Below are 16102 nucleotides of genomic sequence, written 5' to 3' on the forward strand. Positions count from 1 at the left end.
GGGCATGAATTCCCAAACCGACCTCGTCCCCGCCACCGCGAATGCGCCGGCTTCCGCCGCCGCCGCGGAATCCGTATCTGAGCAAGCTTCTGAGCAAGCTGCCCAGCAGGCCGCGCAGCACGCGCAATTCGTCGACTGGATGCGATCGGTCGCGCCCTACATCCACGCATTTCAAGGCAAAACTTTCGTCGTCGGTTTCGGCGGCGAGGTGGTGCACCAGAATCTGCTCAACGCGCTGGTCGCCGACATCGCACTGCTGCAGGCCATGGGCATCCAGATCGTGCTGGTGCACGGTTCGCGCCCGCAGGTCGAAGAGCAGATGAGCCTGCACGGCGTGGAATCCGAGTTCTCGCACGGCATGCGCATCACCAATGCCCGCGCGCTCGAATCCGCCAAGGAAGCCGCCGGCGAAGTGCGTCTGGACATCGAAGCCGCCATCAGCCAGGGTCTGCCGAACACGCCGATGGCGCACGCGCACATCAGCGTCGTGTCGGGCAACTTCGTGACGGCGCGTCCGGTCGGTATTCTCGACGGCGTGGATTTCCAGCACACGGGCGTGGTGCGCAAGATCGACGCCGATTCGATCCGCCATTCGCTCGCCAGCCGCAAGCTCGTGCTGCTCTCGCCGCTCGGTTTTTCGCCCACGGGCGAGGCGTTCAATCTGTCGATGGAAGACGTGGCGTCGGCGGCGGCCATTGCGCTGCGCGCCGACAAGATCGTGTTCCTCACGGAAACGCAGGGTCTGATCGACGAGGAAGGCGAACTGATCCGCGAAATGTCGCTGGACGACGCCTACAAGCTGCAGGAAAGCGGCACGGTGCTGGGCGACGCCGGTTTTTATCTGAAGCATTCGATTCGCGCCTGCCGTGGCGGCGTGGGCCGCGCGCACATCATTCCCTATGTGCTCGACGGCGGTCTGCTGCTCGAACTGTTCCTGCACGATGGCGTGGGCACCATGATCTCGTACGAGAACCTGGAAAGCCTGCGCGAAGCCACGCCCGACGACGTCGGCGGCATCCTGACGCTGATCGAGCCGCTCGAAACCGACGGCACGCTGGTGCGACGCGGGCGCCACCAGATCGAGCGCGACATCGACCACTTCTCGGTGATTGAGCACGATGGCGTGCTATTCGGCTGTGCGGCGCTGTATGCGTATTCGCAGGAACGCATCGGCGAAATGGCGTGCCTGACGGTCTCGCCCGAAGCGCAAGGCTCCGGCGACGGCGAGCGTCTGTTGCGCCGTATCGAGCAACGCGCCCGCGCACGCGGCCTCACGCGCATTTTCGTGCTCACCACGCGCACCGAACACTGGTTCCTCAAGCGCGGCTTCGTCAAGGCTACGGTCGACGACCTGCCTGAAGACCGCCGCCGCCTCTATAACTGGCAGCGCAAATCGCTCGTGCTGATGAAGCAGCTCTGAGCGGCGCGAGCCACCCCACACATACGACTTAGGAGAAGCACAGCATGGCCCGTATGATCCAATGCGCAAAGCTCGGCAAGGAAGCCGAAGGTCTCGATTTCCCGCCGCTGCCGGGCGAACTCGGCAAGCGCATCTATGAAAGCGTCTCGAAGGAAGCCTGGCAAGGCTGGCTCAAGCAGCAGACCATGCTGATCAACGAGAACCGCCTGAACATGGCCGACCCGCGCGCGCGCCAGTACCTGATGAAGCAGACCGAAAAGTACTTCTTCGGCGACGGCGCCGATCAGGCGTCGGGCTTCGTGCCGCCGACGCAAGCCTGAGGCTTCAGAACGACCGCAAAAACCGCGCCTTCGAGCGCGGTTTTTTTATGCGCGCGCTGTGGAACCGGGTCCAAACTTCGATGAATCGCACGACCGTCCGATTCGCCGCAATCCCCCGTCCCATAAGGGCTGACGGCCGCGCGCCAGAACCCCGTCGATAGCGCGGTTTGCACGATCTTACGTCATCGTGCTATCATAACGCTTCGTTCAACAGGCAACCGCCATCAATTGCATTCAGGCCGGCACCCAAAACCGCCTTCAGTCTGAGTGTTTTCATACAAGAAGAACGATCCGCCACACGGACATTCTTTTTCGTTTCAGCGACGCTTCACCGGGCACCCTCGTGCTGGTCCAGCGTCACATGCGCCCTGCCCCCCAACAAGGCCACGCAGGCGCAACGCAATACGCACAATTTGATCGAGTGTCGTTTCGCGACATTCAGCATGCCACTCGCGCACCGCCTGCACGCCAACGCCGCAGCCGGACCGGACGTTCCTTTTTGCGGCGTTCACGCGCGACCCGCAGCCATCTTTCGGCCGCTATCGCGAAACGGCACTCTCCGGCAACCGTGGCGAGCTCTTCTGGAGTTCGTCGCAGTCATTGGAGATGCAGACCTTGACCGCTTCCACTTCCGGCTCGTCGGCCCAGTCCGACTTGACACTCGACGACATTACGATCGTCGACAACAGCCTCCTCAAACGCGCCGTCGGCGCCATGGCGCTCGGTAACGCCATGGAATGGTTCGACTTCGGCGTGTACAGCTACATCGCCGTCACGCTCGGCCAGGTGTTTTTCCCGTCGAGCAGCCCGTCCGCGCAGCTGATCGCCACCTTCGGCACGTTCGCGGCCGCGTTCCTCGTGCGCCCGATCGGCGGCATGGTGTTCGGCCCGCTCGGCGACCGTATCGGCCGTCAGCGCGTGCTCGCGATGACGATGATCATGATGGCCTGCGGCACGTTCGCAATCGGCCTGATCCCGTCGTACCACTCGATCGGCATTGCGGCGCCCGTGCTGCTGCTGGTCGCGCGTCTGGTGCAGGGTTTCTCGACCGGCGGCGAGTACGGCGGCGCAGCCACCTTCATCGCCGAATTCGCCACCGACAAGCGTCGCGGCTTCATGGGCAGCTTCCTCGAATGCGGCACGATGGTGGGCTACGTGTTCGGCGCGGGCACGGTCGCGGTGCTGACCGCTCTGCTCTCGCATCAACAACTGCTGGACTGGGGCTGGCGCGTGCCGTTCATGATCGCGGGGCCGCTCGGGATCGTGGGCCTGTACATCCGTACGAAGCTCGAAGAAACGCCGGCGTTCAAGCGTGAAGCCGAACTGCGCGAAGCCGAAGAAACCGCACGTCCGAAGCTCACGCTGCGCGCGCTGCTGACCGAACATCTGCGCCCCTTCCTGCTGTGCGTGGGCCTCGTGCTGATCTTCAACGTGACCGATTACATGGCGCTCTCGTATCTGCCGAGCTATCTGTCGGCGACGTTGCACTTCAACGAAACGCACGGTCTGTTCGTCGTGCTTGCCGTGATGGTGCTGATGGTGCCGATGACGATCGCCTTCGGCCGCCTCTCCGACGCGATCGGCCGCAAGCCGGTGATGCTCGCGGGCTGTGTGGGTCTGATCGTGCTGGCGATTCCGTCGCTCACGCTGATCCAGACGGGTGCGCTGGTGCCGGTGTTCCTCGGCCTGATGATTCTCGGCACGCTGCTTTCGTGCTTCACGGGCGTGATGCCCTCGGCGCTGCCCGCGCTGTTCCCGACCGCGATCCGCTACGGCGCGCTTGCCATCGGCTTCAACGTGTCGGTTTCGCTGTTCGGCGGCACCACGCCGCTGGTTGCGGCCTGGCTCGTCGAGCACACGCAGAATCTGATGATGCCCGCGTACTATCTGATGGGCGCGGCGGTGGTCGGCATTATCTCGGTGCTGGCGCTGCATGAAACGGCGCGCCGTCCGCTGCCGGGCTCGGGCCCGAGCGTGAGCACCAAGGCCGAAGCGCATGCGGTGCTGCGCGGCGTGCGTCTCGCCCGCGAGATGGACGATGACTACGCGGCCATGCCGGCACGCGTGTAAGTCGAACGTTTCCGATGAGGAAAGCGTAAAAAAGGCCAGCTTCGTGCTGGCCTTTTTTGCGTCTGCGCGCGGGATTCAGTTGAAATTCAGTCGCCATTCAGTCGACCAGGCGCGTGTGCTCGACATGCAATGCAGCGCCGTTTCCGATCGTCAGCATGGCGGCGGTAATCGGCAACTTGAAGCGGCGCGGGCCCGCGCTGCCCGGATTCACGTAGAGCACGCCATCGCGCGTGTCCTGCGCGGGCTTGTGCGAATGGCCGCTCACGACCACGCCGATGCCCTGCGTAGCGGGATCGCCCTGCAGATCGGGCAACTCATGCACCACCACGATCGACACGCCGCCGATGTCTACTACGGTTTGCACCGGCAGCGCTTCGGCCCATGCGCCGCGATCGTTGTTGCCGCGCACCGCCGTCAACGGCGCGATGCGTCCCAGTTGATCGAGCACGTCCGGGTCGCAGATGTCGCCTGCGTGGATGATCGCGTCGCTGCCTTGGACGAAGGCCAGCAGTTCGGGGCGCACGAGATTGTGCGTATCGGAAACGAGTGCGACGCGGAGTGAATTCTGGGACATGTCCGGGCTTTGCATAGCGAAGAAAGGCGCACGACGCGCGCTTTAGCCGCCGAAGTATACGGCGAGCCAGACTGTCGGCGTCTGCGGGTCCGTCCACGCCACGCGATGACGACAATGCGCGCGAATGTGCACATGATCGCCAGGCTTCAGGTGCACGCGGTGCGTCTCGAATTCCAGCTCCGCCGCGCCCGCGAGCAGCACCACCCACTCGTCGCGCGGGTCGTCGTACCAGAAGCCCGCCGGACTTGTCTGACCGGTCGAGACGATGCGCTCGATCAGCACGCCCTTATCCGCGACGAGGCGCTCGAACACTTCTTCGCCCGCACCCGGATCGATGCCCTCGAACAGATTCGCCAGGCATGCAGGCGCGTTCATTCAAGCGGCCTCAAACCGTCGAGCAAGGTCGGCACGAGTTCGCTCACGGTCGGATGTACGTGCATCGCAAATTGCAGCGTGGTGTACGGCGCATCGGCGGTCATCGTATCGATGAAGGTGTGGATCGCCTCGTCGCCTTCGATGCCGAAGATCATCGCGCCCAGAATGCGCTTCGTCTGCGCGTCGACCAGCGCCTTCATGAAGCCGTCAGTCTCGCCGCGCTCGCGCGCACGCCCGACACGCGCCATCGGCATGGTCGCGATCAGCGCGGGTTTGCCGCTTTCGCGCACCTCGCGCTCGCTTGCGCCCACGCGCGCGAGCGGCGGATCGACAAAGACGGCGTAACAGGGAATGCGCGTGTCGACGCTGCGGTTTGCGCCGTCGAGCAGATTCGCCGCGACGATCTGGTAGTCGTCGTAGGACGTGTGCGTGAACGCGCCACGCCCGTTCACATCGCCGAGCGCCCAGATCCCCGCCACGCGCGTGCGCAACTGGCCGTCAACGGGAATCAGGCCGTGATTGTCGCGCTCGATGCCGGCGGCCTCCAGACCGAGATCGTCGGTGTTGGGGATGCGGCCGGTTGCGAACAGCAAATGCGACACGTCGAGTGTTTCATTGCCGAGCGTGATGCGAATGCCATGCCCTGGCGTTGCGCCCAGCGGCTCCACGCGCTGCGGCGAGTTTCCGAAGCGAAACTCCACGCCTTCGCGCGCCAGCACGTCCTGCACGCTTTTCGCGACATCGTCGTCCTCGCGCGTGAGAATGCGCGAGCCGCGTACCAGCACCGTCACGCGGCTGCCGAAACGCCGGAACATCTGCGCGAATTCGAGCGCGATATAGCTGCCGCCGCAGATCGCCAGATGCTCGGGCAATTCGGTCAGCGAAAGAATCGTCGAATTCGTTTCGTACCAGATCCGTTCGAGCCCGGGCACCGGAGGCACCGCTGCGCGCGTACCGGTATTGATGAAGATTTCACCCGCTTCGAGTTCTTCGGTGTGACCGCCTTCGGACATCACACTGACCGTATTCGGCCCGCTGAAACGCCCATGTCCTTGCAGCACCGTGACGTTTTTCGCGTGGCGCAGCCAGCGCTCGACGCCGTCGCGCGACGCGCCGATGATGCCGTCCTTGCGCGCTTTCACGGCGGCGAGATCGACGCTCACGTCGGCCCCGCCTGCGCCGTTTCCGATCCGCACGCCGTAATCGGCCGCATGCCGCGCAACGTGTGCGGCGCGCGCGCAGGCCACATAGGCCTTGGTCGGCGTACAGCCGACATTCACGCAGGTGCCGCCGAATGCGGCGCGCTCGATAATCGCCGTCTTGCGCCCGCTCGCGCCCAGTCGCACCGCCAGCGGCGGTCCGCTCTGCCCCGTGCCGATCACGATTGCATCGAATCGCTGTGCCATGCCGTTCTCCCTGCCGAGAAGGACCCAAAGCGCGCACGGCCCTTGCCGCTCGCGGGGTGTGAGGTGTGCGTTGTGGCTACGTTCGCGCCATGTTACGCCCGTGGCCGCGCGCGCCACGCGAGCGCGTCCGGCGACCTTTCCGGTCGCGACAGGACACGAAGCAGGGGCAAAAAGGCGCAAAAAAAGGCCACCCCGGAACATGGGGTGGCCTACAGGGTGACAGCACAACAGCAAACGGGCGATGCCGCTGCGCGTCGGGGGGGAAACGTGAATTCTGTGGGTTTAAGTGAGCGCCTTCAGCCGGGAAGCCAATCAGTCGCTCAGTGCACGCTTTCGCCGGGCGCCGCGCAGCCGTGGCTCGCGCACCAGAGATCGCGCGAACGCTGGAACGCGGCGCGCGCACCTCGCGTGGCCACCAGCAGACCGATCTGGCCCATGTTGAAGTCGAGCGACACCATCAGCTGCATCAGGTCCACCATCGGCAGGACCAGCGCTGGCTGATAAAGTTGTCGTTCGATAAAGTCTTTCATGACGGCTCCCGCTGCGGCCGCCGCGTCGTCCTGACGCAGCGGCATTAACATGGAAGCCATTCTAGGAATGTAGCGTTCGCCGATAAATGGGCTACGCGTGAAGTCACTTGTCGCGAAACTCGAACAATCGCTGCTCGGGCGTCGGGACAAGGGTTTGCGGGCCGTGCAGCGCAGCTGCGGCGCGCGGTTTTATTCCAGCGGCGTCGCGATAAATTCGGGCAACGCCTCCGCGCGCAAGGACAGCGCAGCCATCGCAGGATATCGGGCCGGATCGACTGCGCCCGGCAGAACGAATTGCGTAAAGCGCCACGCCACTGCCGCCGTGATGTCGGCCTGCGTGATACGCCCGGCGCAAAGCCAGCCCCCTCGCCCTTCGATGAGTTTGTCGAGCACGCTCCACGCCGCGTGCATCTGCGCGTTGACGCGCGCAAACCAGGGTTCGTGCTGGCGCTCTTCGGGGCGCAACTGGCGCTCGTAGACCTGCTGAACCGTCTTCTCCATCGCCGCCAGCGCGAAACCGTTCACGCGCAGCGCAAAGGTGCGCTCCTGCCGCTCCTCGGGCAGCAGGCGCTGCGCCGCCGGCACCTTGTGGTCGAGATAATCGAGAATCAGCGTGGAATCGATCAGCACCGTACCGTCGTCATCGACCAGCGTGGGCGCTTTTACGACCGGATTGATCTGCGCGAATTCGTCGTACTGACCGAAGACCGACACGCTGCGATGCTCGAACGGCATGCCGAGCACATGAAGCGCAATCGCAACGCGACGCACGTAGGGGGAATCCATCATGCCAATCAACTGCATTGCTCACCTCGCTCGAAATAAGAGGACCGGACCGTCGATGGTGCAGCATCGGACGGCGCATTTCAAGATTCCTCATACGCCGCCAGCGAATCTCGTTATTGCCGGAAATTCCCGACGCCCAGGCATGCGAAACTGAGCTAAATCAATGAATCAAACCGAGGGAAAAGTGGCCACGGAGCGCCGTGTCGATCTGCCACGCACGATTATTTTTGTCTGGAATTAAATTGGTTAGCAGACAAACCGAGTGACGCGACGCGCCATTGCTGCGACGCAATGACCGGACTGTATGGCGCTCTCGGGAGGCACACGCCTGCTACATAAGGGAAAGCGGAACGGCCCTCATAACAGCAGGAGGACGAAGCATCTTTACGCTGAAAATCAAGGTCGATTTATGCGCCGCATGTGCTGCACCGCATCGCCGGGAAACTCCTGGATTCATCGCTTAAAAGGCTGAGCTAGTCTGAACGCACTAGGAGACGAAATCATGAGACAGGCATTCAACATTGGCATCGTCATCATCCTTGCACTCCTCGTCGGGAATCGCGTCCTGACCCGGGTACAGGCTCACGAGCACGGCACGGTGTCCTGTGCGAAGGGCTCCGAACTGGTTCGGCTCGAAGCGCTGGCGCGCGGCTTCAGTTCGATCGGCGCGCGTAGCCAGGGCGAAAACTTCATGTCGTCGTGCCTCGTTTCCGGCCAGGCACAAAGCGGCTCCGTCGTCGCCCACGACTGATTTTCGCTCTAGCGCAAGAACAGGCGCTCGCTTCGCCGATGTTGAGGGCGAGCGAGTGTGCCTGACGGGCGCGGCACCCTTCGTAACAGAGCTGGTTCGGCGTACAGACCGACTCCCACGGCGCTGCCTGAGCGACATTCCGTTGGTTCCGGCAGCGCGACCCAAGGTTGCGTATCGCTGCGCACTGACCGCCTGCGCACCGACCCCTTCCCTCCCTTCGCGGCGGTATGCTCCTGTCGCGCACGCTTAGCCCCTTCTGTCCCTAACGTCTGCTAACCTTTCTTTCGGGTTGCCAATGCCGATGTTTGGCGGCGACAATGGTGCGCAATCAAGGGGAATCTATGAAAGGTAGCATCCTGTTGCTCGGGCTCGGCATGTTGACGGCATGCACATCGGTGACCGGAATCAATTCGAGACAGGATGGCCACCTCTCTGTGACGAGCCGCGCGCGGTGGGACATCGTTTCATGGAATCGCGTTCGCACCGCCGGCATCAAGGAAGCGCAGGCCTATTGCCACAAGCGCAAACTCGAAATGCACGCCGTCGAAATTCACAGTGAAGGTTTGCGCGGCGTGACAGCGCAGACAGTAGAGGTGGTATTCGACTGCATCTAGCCGCGCACCCAGTCCACGCAGAACCCCGCTCAGCAAGCCCTCCAGCCTCGTATCCGATTCGTCCGAACTCAAACTTGCGATTGCGCAACAGTTTGTTGTCGTTCTCCCTGATACTCAATTTGCATCAGCGCGCTACACTGACGACACACTTTGTTACGGTTTGTCTCATCTCGTATCATGCTGACCGCTTTCTACATTGCCTCGCCGCTGGCCATCGCCGCATTGTTCGGATTTGCCCGGCTGGTGAACCCGCGCACCGGCCAGATCGGCCGCTGATCGCGCGACCGCTCAAGGTGCGAACCAATCGCATGCTGAGCGGCCCGATCCCAGCACCGGCACCGGCTCTCGTCATTGCCCGCAGCACCGGTTCGCCACGCTCATTTCTCGGCCGCCTCCGGCCATTCTCGCCTGTGTGTCACTGCTAACGTTTGCGATCACCGCCGACGCACCCGATTGGCGGATACGCGATAGCTCTTGTCGCTCGATCGACGTTCGGATCCCATAGCATCGAAACGTCGACTGCGCGAGACACGCCATGTACAAATCCCTCCAGGCATGCCGGGCAGGTGCCGCTTTGCTCGTCACGCTCTTTCACCTGAGCGCGCAATATGCGCTGCCAAAATATTTTGGCTACAGCCTGCCCGGCAAAATCTGGGGCTTCGGCGGCGCGGGCGTCGAATTCTTCTTTGTCCTGAGCGGCTTCATCATCGTGACCGCGCACCGCAACGATCTCTTCAAACCGGATCGCTTCGCGGCCTACGCGCGCAAGCGCATCATCCGCATCTACCCGACTTACTGGATCGTCTTCGGCGTCGTCAGCGTGTCGCTCGCGGCCTCGTCGACGTTGCGCGCTACGCTGCCCGATGCCGCCACGCTGGCCCGTTCGCTGCTGCTGCTTCCTCAAGACCAGAGCGTGGTTGGCGGCACGGGCGCGCCCGTGGTGATCGTCGCGTGGAGCCTGCAATGGGAGATCGCCTTTTACGCGTTGATGGGCTGTTTCATTCTGGGCCGCATCTACGCTGCCGCGGCGGTGTTGCTGCTGGCGCTGGCCTGGGGCACCTGCCTGAATCAGACCTGTACGTTTCCCGCCGCGTTTTTCGCCCAGCACTATGTCGCGCTGTTCGCGCTCGGGGCACTGACGGCGCTGGTGAACCGCGCGCTAACCGGACTGCGGTTTCCGATGGGCGTCGCCGTGCTTGGCATGATCGCGTTCGTGTCGATTGGCGCGGCGACGGATCTCGGCATCGTCGCGCGCGCGGCGGGCAGTTCACTGGGTTACGGACTCGCCAGTTGCGCGATCATCCTGGGGCTCGTCAAGGCGGAGGATCGTGGCGCGATCTTCGGGGCGAATCGCGGCGTGCAAGTACTGGGCGACGCCTCGTATGCGCTCTACCTGCTTCATTTCCCGATGATCAGCGTGCTGAGCAAGGTCGCCGTGAAAGCCGGTCTCACGGGCGTCGTGGGCGCGACGGCGGCCTATTTCGCGATTCTCGCCGCCTGCATCGCAACCGCCGTGCTGTTCCATCTGAAAATCGAGAAACCGCTGCTGCGCATCCTGTCGAAGCGGCCGCGGCTTGCGGTAGATGTCGCGCTGACGCAGCAACGGTAGTGACACAACACGACACCACAAAAAACCCGCGAGGCTTTACGCCTACGCGGGTTTCAGGGCTTCTTGCGAAGCGTGTTCAGGGTGGCCCTGGTGCCGGCGACCGGACTTGAACCGGTAAGCCGTGAGGCGGCGGATTTTCGTCACACTACGTCTTTAGACGCCGCGCGCTTTTGCAAACTGCTGCATACCACTCAAAGCGACGTTCGTGCGCTGGACTATGCCTTCGCCCTAGCCTGAGAATCCTCGCGCGCGTAACAGCCGCGCGGGCAATCGAGCCTTAGGCGCCCCCCGTCTAGTCTCTACACCTTCCGCGCCGACGCTTGCGCGCCAGCCGGCTTGGCTCGGCGTCGCCTCGGCACCGGGCGCTTTCGCACCGTCTGGTCCCAGGGGTTTCGCCGAATTTGAGGGGTTCTGCACCGGCCGTTTCCGGCTGGGCACTCAATTTGTGTTTAAGTCCGCTATGTTTACCAATTTCATCACGCCGGCAGGGCGGACGGCATTCTACCACTGCCGCCCACGCCCTCCCAAGCATCTCAGGGCCGCCGCGTCATCGCCCGGTCACATGCGCTTTCCATAATCGGCCGCATCGAAAACGTTTACAACGCTCGGGCCGCCCGCATGACGCCAACCATCAAGGATGTCGCCGCACACGCCGGTTTTTCGATTGCCACGGTTTCGCGGGCAATCAACGCACCGCATACGGTCAATCCCGTCACGCTCGCCAAGGTGCGCGAAGCGATCGATGCGCTCAAATTCCGCCCCAGCCCGATTGGCCGACAGCTGCGCGGCGAGCGCACGCGCCTGATCGGCGTGGTGTTGCCCACGCTCGCCAATCCCGTGTTCGCGGAATGCCTGCAGGGCATCGACGAACTCGCCTCGGCGCAGGGCTTTCGCCTGATGCTGATGACGACGCAATACGATGCGCAGCGCGAACGCCACGCCATCGAAACGTTGCGTGCGCAACGGGTCGAGGGCCTGATCCTGACCGTCGCCGATGCGGACACGCACCCGCTGCTCGACGAACTCGACGCCGACGGCCCGCTTTACGTGCTGATGCACAACGACACGACGCGCCGCCCATCGGTATCCGTCGACAATCACCAGGCCGCCTGCGACGGCGTGCGCATGCTGATCGCGCACGGTCACCGCCGCATCCTGATGCTCGCCGGCACGCTCGCCGCCTCCGACCGCGCGCGCCAGCGCTACGCCGGCTACGCCCACGCGATGGAGCAAGCCGGCCTCACGCCCGCACCCGCGCTCGAAATCGATTTCAACGCCGAAGCGCTCGCGCCCTCCGTGCTCGCGCATCTGAGCAGCGGTCCCGCGCGTCCCACAGCCCTCTTCTGCAGCAACGACCTGCTGGCGATGGTGGTCATGCGCGGCCTGCGCCGTGCGCGTCTGCGGGTGCCGCAGGACATGTCGATACTCGGCTTCGACGGTCTCGCGATGGGCGAACTGCTCGCGCCGCCGCTGGCGAGCATCGGCACCCCCAATGGCGAGATCGGCCGCGCTGCGTGGCAACGTTTGATGGCGCGCATCAGCGGCGAATACGTCGGCCCGACGCTCGATCTCACGCTGCCGCACACGCTGCGACAAGGCGGCACGATCTCGGCCATCGCCACGGGCAGCGGCACGGCGCGCGCGAGCGCGTCGGGACGTGGCGTCACCGTCGGCGACACGCTCATCTAGTCATCTCAGCAGCCCCGTAAGACTTCGCCGATCCCGCCGCGCGTGCGCAAGCGCGCGGCGCGGCTCGCCAATACACCTCGCCCCGCACCGCATCCGCACAGGAGTTCCGACGTGATACGCCGCTTCGCCCTCGCCGCCAGCACGGCGCTCAGTCTCGTCTGCGCTGTGGCAGCCAGTTTCGCCGCGCCGACGCCCGCCCTCGCCGACGAAACCGCCATCTGCTACAACTGCCCGCCCGAATGGGCCGACTGGGCGAGCCAGATCCAGGCGATCCAGCGACAGACCGGCATCCGCGTGCCGTTCGACAACAAGAACTCGGGACAGTCGATCGCCCAATTGATGGCCGAGCAGAAAAGCCCGGTCGCCGATGTCGTCTATCTGGGCATTTCGTCGGCCTTCCAGGCGAAGGACAAGGGCGTGATCGCGCCGTACAAGCCCGCGCATTGGGACGACATTCCCGCCAATCTCAAGGACCCGCAGGGCTACTGGTTCGCGATCCATTCGGGCACGCTGGGCTTTTTCGTCAACAAGGACGCGCTCGACGGCAAGCCGGTGCCGCGCTCCTGGGCGGACCTGCTCAAGCCCGAATACAAAGGCATGATCGGCTACCTCGATCCGTCTAGCGCCTTCGTGGGCTACGCGGGCGCGGTGGCCGTGAATCTCGCGCTTGGCGGCACGCTCGACAACTTCCAGCCGGGCCTCACGTGGTTCAGCAAGCTCAAGGCCAACCAGCCGATCGTGCCGAAGCAGACCGCCTATGCGCGCGTGCTCTCCGGTGAGATTCCGATCCTGCTCGACTACGACTTCGACGCCTATCGCGCGAAGTACAAGGATCACGCCAATGTCGAATTCGTGATTCCCGCCGAAGGCACGATTTCCGTGCCCTACGTGATGAGCCTCGTGAAGAACGCGCCGCACGCGCAGAACGGCAAGAAGGTGCTGGATTTCGTGCTCTCGGATCAAGGCCAGAAGCTGTGGGCCAACGCCTATCTGCGCCCGGTGCGCGCGAGCGCGCTCTCGCCCGACGCCGCCGCGAAGTTCCTGCCCGCCAGCGACTATGCGCGCGCCAGGCCCGTCGATTTCGCGAAGATGGCGGGCCAGCAGCAGAGCTTCGGCGAGCGCTATCTGCAGGTGATGCACTAATTTCGCTTTTCGTTTCCCTCGCTCATGCACGACCTTACCTTTCCGCTGCGCTGGCGCGTGGCGCTCGTTGCGCCCGCGCTCGCGGTGTTTCTCGCCTTCTGGCTGCTGCCGATGGTGGCCCTCGTGCAGGTCAGCGCCGACGGCCATCTGATCGCGACTTATCGCGCACTCCTGACGAATAGCCGTTACATGACGAGCCTGCTGGAAACCGTGCTGCTTTCGGCGGCGGTGACGCTGGCGACACTCGTGCTTTCCACGATCTGTGGGCTGCTGCTCGCGCGCCGCGAATTCCCCGCGCGGCGCCTGCTGGTTGCGCTGCTCACCTTTCCGCTGGCATTCCCCGGCGTGGTGGTGGGCTTCATGGTCATCATGCTTGCGGGACGTCAGGGTTTGATCGGCGCGCTGGCGCTGCGTCTCGCGGGCGAGCGCTGGGTGTTCGCCTATTCGATGGCGGGCCTGTTCGTGGGCTATCTGTACTTCTCGATTCCGCGCGTGATCGTCACGGTGATGGCGAGCGCGAGCCAGCTCGACGCTTCGCTCGAAGAAGCGGCACGCTCGCTCGGTGCGTCGCCGTGGCGCGTGACGCGCGACGTGATCCTGCCCGCGCTTACGCCGGGCCTGATCGCCGCGGGCGCGGTGTGTTTCGCGACCGCGATGGGCGCATTCGGCACCGCCTTCACGCTGGCCACCGATATCGACGTCTTGCCGATGACGATCTACACCGAGTTCACGCTCAACGCCAACATGGTGACGGCGGCGGGTCTGTCGATCGTGCTCGGCGTGGTGACGTGGGCGGTGCTGACGCTTGCGCGCAGCCTTACGGGCGCGTCCGTCGCGGCAACGGCATGAATACGCTGCTCACCAGCAAAGCGCCGGACGCTTCCGGCACGCGGCGTCGCCTGGCGTTGCCTTCCACGCGCGCCTGGCTCGCCGCCGCGCAATGGTTCGTCACGCTCGCTACCTGCGCGTTTCTGGTCGTGCCCGTGGTGATGTCGATCGTCGCGGGCCTCACCGTGAACTACTTTCGCGGCGTCGCGAGCGGACTCACGCTGCGCTGGCTCGACGAGGTGTGGACGCAGTATCACGACTCCGTGTTCCTCTCGCTCGAAGTGGCGGCGGCTACGCTCGCGATCACGCTGATCGTCGGCGTACCGGCAGGCTACGCGCTCGCGCGCAGTCGCACGCGGCTCTCGCGCCTGATCGAAGAACTGCTCGTGATGCCCGTCGCGCTGCCGGGTCTCGCCTCTGCGCTTGCGCTGCTGGTGGTCTACGGCGGCTTCTCCGCGTTTCGCATGAGCGCAGCCTTCATCGTGGTCGGCCATGTGATTTTCACGCTGCCTTTTATGGTGCGGCCGGTTTCCGCCGTGTGCGCAGCGGCGGACCTGCGCACGCTGGAGGAAGGCGCGGCGAGTCTGGGCGCGAGTTTCGTGCAACGCTTTTTCACCATCGTGCTGCCCAACGCGCGGCCCGGCATTCTGGCGGGTGCGCTCGCGGTGCTGACGCTTTCGATCGGCGAATTCAACCTGACGTGGATGCTGCACACGCCCGACACGAAAACCCTGCCCGTCGGTCTCGCCGATACCTATGCATCGATGCGCATCGAGATCGGCAGCGCCTACACGATCCTCTTCTTCGTGATGACCATGCCGCTGCTGGTGGCCATGCAATGGCTCGGCGTACAGACGCCGGGCGCGGGTGCACGCAAGGCACAAAAAGCACACACGGCGCGAACGCATCAGGATGCCCAATGAAACTCGATTCGATGCCGATCACGCTCACGCAGTGCGGCAAAACCTTTCGCGGCACGCGCGTGCTGGAGCCGCTCGATCTCACCATCGGCGCGGGCGAAACCGTGGTGTTGCTCGGCCCTTCGGGCTGCGGCAAAACCACCACGCTGCGTCTGATCGCCGGTCTGGAAACGCCCGACGCGGGCGGCCAGGTGCGCTTCGGCGATGACGATGTCACCGCCCTGCCGATCGAACGCCGCAAGGTCGGCATGGTGTTCCAGAACTACGCGTTGTTCCCGAACCTCAACGTGCGCGGCAACATCGGCTACGGTCTGAAGATTGCGCGCGTGAGCGCCGACGCTGCGCGCGAGCGCGTGGACGAACTGCTCGCCATGATGCGGCTGGAAGCGCATGCCGATAAGCCCATCAGCCAGCTTTCGGGCGGCCAGCGCCAGCGCGTCGCGCTCGCCCGCGCGCTCGCACCGCGTCCGCGCGTGCTGCTGCTCGACGAGCCGCTTACCGCTCTCGATGCGCGTCTGCGCGACGCGCTGCGCGGCGAGATGAACACGCTGCTGCGCGAACTCGGCGTCACGACCGTCTACGTCACGCACGATCAGGCCGAGGCAATGGAACTGGGCGACCGCGTGGTCGTCATGAGCGCGGGCCGCATCGAGCAGATCGGCACGCCGCGCGAGATCTACTACCGGCCCGCCAGCCGGGCGGTCGCGCAGTTCGTCGGCACGCTCAACCGCATCGCAGGACAATGGCGCGATGGCGTGCTCGTCACCGCGGGCGGCACGCTGGCGCCACAGTCAGCGCCTTCGCACGGTCCAGCCGAACTCTTCTTCCGCCCCGAAGACGCCACGCTCGCCGATCCGGCGCACGCGCCGCTGCGCGGCGTGATCGAACAATCGACCTTCCTGGGCGAGCGCACGCGGCTCACCATCGGCGGCGCGGCTCCCGATGCGCTTTTCATCGACGTAGCGGGCCGCATCGAACTCGCGCGCGGCACGGCGGTGGGTATTGCCATCGCGCCGGAAGCGCTCATCGCGCTCGCGTAATTTTTACAATCGACTCGCTAACATCAA

16 protein-coding genes are annotated in these 16102 nt (G+C 64.4%); 11 read left to right on the plus strand and 5 right to left on the minus strand.

Going from position 1 to position 16102, the window contains the following annotated elements; genetic code table 11:
* Nucleotides 1–4 precede the first annotated feature (4 nt).
* The 3 genes from argA to proP all read left to right on the plus strand — a co-directional run bounded on the left by argA (nt 5) and on the right by proP (nt 3810).
* The gene (gene argA / locus F3J17_RS08845) at nt 5–1420 is read left to right on the plus strand and encodes an amino-acid N-acetyltransferase (RefSeq protein ID WP_167056256.1); all 1416 of its coding nucleotides are present in this window, start codon (nt 5–7) and stop codon (nt 1418–1420) included.
* Nucleotides 1421–1464: 44 nt separating this feature from the next.
* Entirely contained in the window at nt 1465–1740 is a 276-nt protein-coding gene (locus F3J17_RS08850) for an oxidative damage protection protein (protein ID WP_103704040.1), read from the plus strand.
* A gap of 606 nt (nt 1741–2346) precedes the next feature.
* Entirely contained in the window at nt 2347–3810 is a 1464-nt protein-coding gene (gene proP, locus F3J17_RS08855; protein ID WP_167056258.1) for a glycine betaine/L-proline transporter ProP, read from the plus strand.
* Nucleotides 3811–3907: 97 nt separating this feature from the next.
* Here proP and F3J17_RS08860 read toward each other — a convergent pair whose 3' ends face one another.
* The 5 genes from F3J17_RS08860 to F3J17_RS08880 form a co-directional block, all read right to left on the minus strand.
* Nucleotides 3908–4384 (minus strand): metallophosphoesterase family protein, encoded by a 477-nt coding sequence (locus F3J17_RS08860; protein WP_240160867.1) that lies wholly within the window; start codon nt 4382–4384, stop codon nt 3908–3910.
* A 42-nt stretch (nt 4385–4426) separates the two neighbouring features.
* Nucleotides 4427–4759 carry a cupin domain-containing protein gene (locus tag F3J17_RS08865; protein ID WP_167056264.1) on the minus strand — a complete coding sequence of 111 codons (333 nt, stop codon included), beginning with the start codon at nt 4757–4759 and terminating at the stop codon, nt 4427–4429.
* Nucleotides 4756–6165, minus strand: coding sequence for an FAD-containing oxidoreductase (locus F3J17_RS08870; protein ID WP_167056267.1), 1410 nt, complete (start codon nt 6163–6165; stop codon nt 4756–4758). The genes F3J17_RS08865 and F3J17_RS08870 overlap by 4 nt, the downstream gene beginning before the upstream one ends.
* 320 nt (nt 6166–6485) lie before the next feature.
* Complete coding sequence (locus tag F3J17_RS08875) at nt 6486–6695, minus strand: hypothetical protein (RefSeq protein ID WP_027814986.1); 210 nt, start codon at nt 6693–6695, stop codon at nt 6486–6488.
* Nucleotides 6696–6884: 189 nt separating this feature from the next.
* Nucleotides 6885–7499 (minus strand): glutathione S-transferase family protein, encoded by a 615-nt coding sequence (locus F3J17_RS08880; RefSeq protein WP_167056270.1) that lies wholly within the window; start codon nt 7497–7499, stop codon nt 6885–6887.
* A gap of 484 nt (nt 7500–7983) precedes the next feature.
* Between F3J17_RS08880 and F3J17_RS08885 the strand changes: the two genes are divergently transcribed.
* The 8 genes from F3J17_RS08885 to F3J17_RS08920 all read left to right on the plus strand — a co-directional run bounded on the left by F3J17_RS08885 (nt 7984) and on the right by F3J17_RS08920 (nt 16075).
* Nucleotides 7984–8232, plus strand: a complete 249-nt coding sequence (locus tag F3J17_RS08885; protein WP_167056273.1) for a hypothetical protein — start codon at nt 7984–7986, stop codon at nt 8230–8232.
* Nucleotides 8233–8573: 341 nt separating this feature from the next.
* Nucleotides 8574–8846 (plus strand): hypothetical protein, encoded by a 273-nt coding sequence (locus F3J17_RS08890; RefSeq protein ID WP_167056276.1) that lies wholly within the window; start codon nt 8574–8576, stop codon nt 8844–8846.
* A gap of 535 nt (nt 8847–9381) precedes the next feature.
* A complete protein-coding gene (locus tag F3J17_RS08895) occupies nt 9382–10455 on the plus strand; it encodes an acyltransferase (RefSeq protein WP_167056278.1) in 1074 nt (357 codons plus the stop codon).
* A gap of 618 nt (nt 10456–11073) precedes the next feature.
* A complete protein-coding gene (locus tag F3J17_RS08900) occupies nt 11074–12144 on the plus strand; it encodes a substrate-binding domain-containing protein (RefSeq protein WP_167056281.1) in 1071 nt (356 codons plus the stop codon).
* 165 nt (nt 12145–12309) lie between these two features.
* Nucleotides 12310–13287 (plus strand): ABC transporter substrate-binding protein, encoded by a 978-nt coding sequence (locus F3J17_RS08905; protein WP_345891155.1) that lies wholly within the window; start codon nt 12310–12312, stop codon nt 13285–13287.
* Between the two features lie 24 nt (nt 13288–13311).
* Nucleotides 13312–14136 carry an ABC transporter permease gene (locus F3J17_RS08910; RefSeq protein WP_167056286.1) on the plus strand — a complete coding sequence of 275 codons (825 nt, stop codon included), beginning with the start codon at nt 13312–13314 and terminating at the stop codon, nt 14134–14136.
* Nucleotides 14133–15038, plus strand: coding sequence for an ABC transporter permease (locus tag F3J17_RS08915; protein WP_167056289.1), 906 nt, complete (start codon nt 14133–14135; stop codon nt 15036–15038). Before F3J17_RS08910 ends, F3J17_RS08915 begins: the two co-directional genes overlap by 4 nt.
* Nucleotides 15035–16075, plus strand: coding sequence for an ABC transporter ATP-binding protein (locus F3J17_RS08920; protein ID WP_167056291.1), 1041 nt, complete (start codon nt 15035–15037; stop codon nt 16073–16075). The genes F3J17_RS08915 and F3J17_RS08920 overlap by 4 nt, the downstream gene beginning before the upstream one ends.
* Nucleotides 16076–16102: the final 27 nt, after the last annotated feature.

The sequence above is a fragment of the Burkholderia sp. Ax-1719 genome (assembly GCF_011753055.1).
In the GTDB taxonomy this organism is placed as follows: domain Bacteria; phylum Pseudomonadota; class Gammaproteobacteria; order Burkholderiales; family Burkholderiaceae; genus Paraburkholderia.